Genomic DNA, 4770 nt, shown 5'->3' with positions numbered 1-4770 from the left:
CTACGCTGGATACGCGTGAGCCGGAGGGCGGTTATTTCCGTTACCGGGTGATTTACTTCGGCACAATGTGTAATAAACCCCTGTCGCTTTTGACGGTGGACTGCAATGTGGTTGGGGCAATGGCACCGGTTGGCTGTGCTTTGTTTATCTTCAAACGGAAAAAAATCGGCAACATGATGGCGAATGCCATCAACGAAACTCACGCCACGCAGCTGGAAGTGAGCGTACACGATTTATCCACCCAAGAACTTATTCCCATGTTACCGGACGCGGAGCAGACGAAAGCATTCACCCATAATGTGGGTGAGGTGACCCGTCAGCAGAGACAGTTTATCGAAGCACGACGCATGCAAATCGCCAAAGAGAAGCTCAAAGCGCGTTGGGCCGGCAAGATTCTGGAACTGCCCCCGCGAGGAGGGCCTGAGCAATGAAGAACGTGATCCGTCAGGGCGATCCGGTCAGGTGTAACTGTTGTGGAATGACCACCATTGCCGGGTGTTGTCATTGGCGAAGGCGCAACGCGCCCGATCGCCACCCATTCAACCGCTGCGGGGCGTACTGCCAACCGCAGAGTTGAAATCCGTCTGGTACCTAATGCAGTCGCCTGCCAGCGACCGCAAACCGTACCCGGCTTTTTATCAACAACAACGTCGCCGGTGCAGGCGACCTCACACACTCAAAAACAGGCGTCATATTATGGCTATCCCCGCTTATTTGTGGTTGAAAGATGACGGTGGTGCGGACATCAAAGGTTCTGTCGATGTACAGAATAGTGAAGGCAGCATCGAAATTGTGGCGCTGGAACATGCGCTGCATATTCCAACGGACAACAGTACTGGCAAGCTGACCGATCCATCTGACGATCTGCAAGCTTCGCATCCACTGCGTGAAGCGCGAGTGATCGTTGAGGATATTGACGACAACCCGGGATTCTTCCGGGTCAGGCTGTATGCGGTGCCACACTTTCAGGTCGAAGGGCTTGACGTCAATCTGTCTTTGGTTTCTCAGATGCCGAAGGCGAAAGAGTAATCATTCACTGGGGGTTATGATGAAAATTTTACGTCCTCTCTGGATTGAGGATGCCTTTTTGGCACCTCAACAATTTCAGCAACAGGCAAGCTGGGAGGCATTGACGAAGGATTGCATTGCCCATCTGGGACTGATCCATCCTTGGGGAGTGTTGGACATTCAGTTTGATCAGGATGCACTGCGCTTAAACCGACTGAAAGTTCAGCATCTCAGAGTCCGGTTACAGGATGGAACGCTGATTGACACCGATCATGCTGACAATCTGCCAGCGGCTTGCGATTTGCAGAAGGTTATACCGGAGGATTTGCATGCGGTTGAGGTATTACTGGCATTACCGTTGGAACATGCTAATGGCGGCAACTGCCGTCAGAGCAGTGAAGAGGCAATGCCAGGACAATCGCCGCTGCGTTATCAGCAAGAGTGGGTTGAAATACAGGACAGATTCGGTGATGCGAGTGAGTCGATTGCGGTTGAGCGCTACGCATTTTCTCTGCGCTTTAAGCATGATGAAAATGGCGATTATTTGACGTGTCCTCTGGCACGTTTGGTACGTGACGGGCAGGCAGGTTGGACGCTTGATAATAGCTTTATTCCCCCGCTGCTCTCTTTCGCCGCTCATCCGCCACTGCTGGAACAGCTCGATCTGTTGCTAATTCAGCTACGTGCTAAGCGTACGCGTCTAATGGGGATGCGCCGTGAAAGTAATCAACGGATGGCCGACTTCGCTGTCGCTGATGTGTCGCTGTTCTGGTTGCTGAATGCACTCAATAGCTATGAGCCGGTGCTGAATGATTTTAAGGCTGGACCCGCATTGCACCCGGAAATCATCTACCGTGAAATGGTGAAGTTAGCAGGAGCGTTGCTGACATTCTCGTTGGATCATGATCTCGACGCGATCCCCGTTTATCAACACGATCAGTTACGTGATGTTTTTCCGCCTCTAATGCAGCTGATTAGCACTTTGCTTGAAGCCAGATTGCCATCAAGGGTGATTGCTATTGAACTGGAAGTTGTACGCGAGAATCAGTGGAAAGCCTCATTTCACGATAGACGCTTGTGCGAAGAGGCCGATTTCTATCTCTCTGTGCGCTCGTCGATACCGGCACACCAGCTGCAAACCCAGTTTCCGCATTTGTGTAAAGTAGGGGCACCCGATGATATTGACCGGTTGATTAACCGTTCATTAAGCGGCGTTCCTTTACGTCCACTAAGTCATGTGCCAGCCGCGATCCCATTGCGGTTGGAAAATCAGTATTTTGCTTTCGATCTGAATAATCCGTTGGCTAAAGCCATGCTGGAGGCGGGGAACTGTGCCTTCTATGTGCCCGGTACATTATCGGGCGTTCAGTTAGAACTATTTGCGGTATTACGTTCATGAACAAAATGATCTCAATCGACGACCTGATGCTTGACATTGGAATATTGGTGATTGCACTGAGAAACGGTGATAAATCGGCGCAGGGTGAGGCGTTATATCAAAAAGGGGTTGCGTTGATAGAAACGGCACAGCAGCAGCTAAGTGAAAGTGATGTTAGCCAAGATAACATCACCCACGTGATCTATGCCTTATGTGCATTGCTGGATGAAACCGTACTCAGCCGCCCTGGCCGGGATAATGGTCATGATACTTGGTCGAAAACGCTGTTGCAGACGCGATTTTTTAATACTCATCATGCCGGGGAACGGTTGTTTGAACGTATCCGTCAGGTATTGAAGCAATCGCAACCTTCCTTGATGGTACTGACTTGTTTCCAACGCGTATTAGCACTGGGTTTTCAGGGGGGGGATAACGAACAGATTGCACAGGAACGCCAGTCATTACTGGATGTATTGACTCAGCGTGCGGGGGAAATGGTGGTGCAACCACATCAAATGATACGGGTAAACTCACATTGTCATCAGAGGCGATTCTGGCGTTCACGCTCCCTGTGGTTCTGGGGGTGTCAGGCAGTGGGCGTGATAGCTTTGATGTGGTTGGGCCTGCATTTCTATCTTCAGCAATGTCTGTCTGTTGGGCAAGGCTAAGGAGAGTAAATTGAGTTGTGCATTAAGACGAGCGCTATGGGTTCTGGCTTGCGCTTTGGCTGCGGTGCTGTGCGGGTTCTTCCCGTTGGGAAAGGTGTCTGTTGCATTGTGGCTATGTGTCATTCTGGTGATAGCGATCATTGCTTGGCGGCGGACAGGACGCGCTATGCGTGAAATGTCCCACCAAGACAGTGTTTATTGTTTGCTGGCGGCACTGCCTGCGGCTTCGTGGCGTCAGCCAGTGGTGCTGACCTGTGGTGAGAGTGTGACAACCCTATTTGCAGGAGAACCGCTGCGCATCACGCCACAGGGCTGTTTTATCTGCGTACCGCGACAAAGTGAGATGAGCGTGCTGGTGGAAGCCATTATTACGGCCAGACCTGACTGGTGTACTCAGATCAGCGTGCTATTAACACTCTTCCCAGAGCAGCAACAGGATCAGGCGGTAATGACCGCACAGATCCGGGAGTTTCGTTATCAGGTTGCTTGTGTTGCGCAACTAACCGCCTGTCGTACACCTGTGTTAATCGCAGGTTATCTTGATGGTGATATTAGCCCGTGGTTCGAATTGCAGGCAGGCCGTCCGATGATGACAGTCTGTTGCGAGAAACATGACGCCATTGGGATGAATATCTGGTTGACAGAAGGAGATACACAGCCGCGCGTTGTACGTTTACAACAGGCAGTTGCGGTTGCGGCATGGCAACGTTGGATGGTGGAAAACGTTCTGAGCGAGTGCCAGTCGCCAGATCTAACCAGCCAGCCTTGTCATCCTATAGCAATGGCAGTGAGGTTTTTGCCCCAAACTCCGCAGGCAAATAATCTTTGGACGAAATGGCTAATCGCTCATACAACTTTACCCCGCATCAGCCACAGCATCTCTGGTGCCGCAGGTGTACTGCCATTTCCTGATGCAATGCTGCGTTTGTTGCCATGTTATGACGGCTATTCACCGCGTCGGCGCGCGGTACTTTGGACGATTGGCTTGCTGACTGGATTTACTTGTCTGGCATTAACGGCCAGTGCCTGGAATAACCAGCGTTTGTTACGGCAGATACGCAGTGATTTACAACATTACCACGCTATTAGCATGGAAGACGGTGGTGCCAAAGTGCAGGCTTACCATCAACTCAAGCGCAACGTGGCATTGCTGGAGAAATATCATCGGGACGGTGAACCGGTGCGTTTGGGACTGGGGCTGTATTTGGGGGATCACCTTTATGCGCCATTGATGGATGTCATCAACCATGCGGTATTACCGGTATCACCGCCTGCGTTGCCGAAGAAAGATAAAGTGCTGCCGCAGACGTTGAGTCTTAACAGCATGTCATTATTCGACGTTGGACAGTCCCGTCTTAAAGCGGGATCTGCCAAAGTTCTGGTGAACGCGTTGATGGATATCAAAGCCAAACCCGGCTGGCTGATTGTGATCACCGGCTATACCGATTCCACTGGCGATACTGAAAAAAACCGTGCGTTATCACTGGCGCGGGCGGAAGCGGTACGCGACTGGCTATTACAAACCAGCGATATTCCGCTCGCTTGCTTTACCGTCCAAGGCGAAGGTGCAACGCGGCCGGTCGCCACCAATTCAACGGCTGCGGGGCGTGCTGCCAACCGCAGAGTTGAAATCCGTCTGGTACCTAACGCAGTCGCCTGCCAGCGACTGCAACAAGTGTCAGGCTCTTTATCAACAACAACGTCGCCGGTGCAGGC

5 protein-coding genes and 1 pseudogene are annotated in these 4770 nt (G+C 51.6%); all 6 read left to right on the top strand.

The window, feature by feature from the left end; translation table 11 throughout:
* Positions 1 to 431, top strand: a 431-nt coding sequence (locus EAE89_RS22255) for a T6SS phospholipase effector Tle1-like catalytic domain-containing protein (protein WP_479687602.1), incomplete at its 5' end; no start/stop codon positions are given.
* A 57-nt stretch (positions 432 to 488) separates the two neighbouring features.
* Positions 489 to 731 (top strand): hypothetical protein, encoded by a 243-nt coding sequence (locus EAE89_RS22250; RefSeq protein WP_422615522.1) that lies wholly within the window; start codon positions 489 to 491, stop codon positions 729 to 731.
* A 109-nt stretch (positions 732 to 840) separates the two neighbouring features.
* Positions 841 to 1029 (top strand): annotated as a pseudogene (locus EAE89_RS22240) (type VI secretion system contractile sheath large subunit); the annotation flags it as partial.
* Positions 1030 to 1048: 19 nt separating this feature from the next.
* Positions 1049 to 2407, top strand: a complete 1359-nt coding sequence (gene tssK / locus EAE89_RS22235) for a type VI secretion system baseplate subunit TssK (protein ID WP_054481594.1) — start codon at positions 1049 to 1051, stop codon at positions 2405 to 2407.
* A complete protein-coding gene (gene tssL / locus EAE89_RS22230) occupies positions 2404 to 3054 on the top strand; it encodes a type VI secretion system protein TssL, short form (RefSeq protein WP_054481596.1) in 651 nt (216 codons plus the stop codon). Before tssK ends, tssL begins: the two co-directional genes overlap by 4 nt.
* 10 nt (positions 3055 to 3064) lie before the next feature.
* Positions 3065 to 4770 (top strand): OmpA family protein (locus EAE89_RS22225; protein WP_214086603.1); only part of this gene is annotated, 1706 nt, incomplete at its 3' end.

This window comes from Photorhabdus heterorhabditis (assembly GCF_018448905.1).
GTDB lineage: Bacteria > Pseudomonadota > Gammaproteobacteria > Enterobacterales > Enterobacteriaceae > Photorhabdus > Photorhabdus heterorhabditis.
This window is presented reverse-complemented; position numbering and strand designations above follow the sequence as displayed.

What these genes read in the sequence shown, in the direction of transcription:
- tssL (WP_054481596.1), top strand. Translation starts at nt 2,404, where the DNA reads ATGAACAAAATGATCTCAATCGACGACCTGATGCTTGACATTGGAATA.
- tssK (WP_054481594.1), top strand. Translation starts at nt 1,049, where the DNA reads ATGAAAATTTTACGTCCTCTCTGGATTGAGGATGCCTTTTTGGCACCT.